Origin of the sequence: Lactobacillus helveticus DSM 20075 = CGMCC 1.1877, from assembly GCF_000160855.1 — a bacterium.
In the GTDB taxonomy this organism is placed as follows: domain Bacteria; phylum Bacillota; class Bacilli; order Lactobacillales; family Lactobacillaceae; genus Lactobacillus; species Lactobacillus helveticus.
Window position 1 is genome coordinate 1 of the sequence record NZ_GG700773.1, and the last position, 1,308, is coordinate 1,308.

The following is a 1,308-nucleotide window of genomic DNA, read 5'->3' on the forward strand; positions in this document are numbered from 1 at the left end:
ATCTTAGTATACCTGCTGATTTGGCCAATGGGACAGCAGGTTTACTAATAGGATTTAATTTATTGGTTAAAACCTCAGATTATCCTTCATTTTCTTATATTAGAAAGAGATTAATTCATAGTCTGATTAAATACCATGAAACAGATGAAAATGGAATAGAATATGGTAAACTTGGTATTATAAATTGCGTTTACTTTTTAAATAAGCGAGATAATTTATTTAAAAAAATTTATAAGCAAGAATTTTTTGATGATTTGAAATATGAAGTCGAAAAATTAATAAGAAGAAATATCCAAAACAAGACTTTTCTAGGAATACCTGAATATCAAGATAAAAATATCATATATCCTAATTTAATGACAGGCGGAGCGGGAGCAATACTATATTGTTTATTCTGCAACGATCTAGGTATAAGTCAATCTACACTTCTAAAACAGTATGATGTGCCATTTATGGTAAATAACGGTATATCTTATGGAATTGCAGGTTTTATTTTACCTCTTCTATTAGGATTAAAATATAATAAATTCCATGATATTAAAATCGTGAAGAAAATATTAAAGCGATGGGAAAAGTACATACAAGAAAATTTCATTGAAAATGACGGGTATTGGGGCTGGAGTTCAGATCAAGGTTTAAATATTCATGATGATATCGGCTCAGGTAATGTTGGTATTTTAATGATGTTGGATATTATGAGTGAGGTAATGAATGATGAAAGAAAAAGAAGTACAAATTAACTTGAAATGGGTGTTATCCGTTTTACCTGTCAACTTAATAGTTATTATCATTATCTTAGCAATAACTAGTTCTTTTGAAGGAGTAATTAATGGTTACGTATTAGGACAGATGACTAATATTGCTTTCCATAATTTTGCAAATGTTGGAACATTTTTACTTCTAGTATTTACTGCATATCTGGTTACTTATGTATCAGCTTATTTATTTTTGTTAACTAATCAAAAAGCAATTCAATATTTAAATAAAAAGTTAAAGTATACTTTCTTTACTTCAGATTTTTACCAACAAAAGGGTTTAAGTGTAAGCTCATCAGACGTAATCAATAAAGTTACTAGTATTTCTAATCAAATTCAAAGACAATATTTTCAGCCACTATTTAATTTGATTCAGTGCTTAATGACTATTATTTCAACTACAGTTGTTGTTTTAAAAACTAATTTATTATTAGGGCTAATTTATATTATTCTTTCATTACTGAGTATGGTTCCTAATCAAATTGGTAAAAAAAGAATGAATCAAAAAACCGATTCATGGAGTGAATATAATTCATCATTAGTTACGATCATG

At 27.5% G+C, this 1,308-nt stretch carries 1 protein-coding gene and 1 pseudogene; both read left to right on the forward strand.

The window, feature by feature from the left end; translation table 11 throughout:
- The coding region (locus HMPREF0518_RS10395) for a lanthionine synthetase LanC family protein (RefSeq protein ID WP_003627968.1) at positions 1–740 on the forward strand (740 nt) is incomplete at its 5' end.
- A pseudogene (locus tag HMPREF0518_RS09210) lies at positions 712–1,308 on the forward strand (ATP-binding cassette domain-containing protein); the annotation flags it as partial. The gene HMPREF0518_RS10395 and the pseudogene HMPREF0518_RS09210, both read left to right, overlap by 29 nt.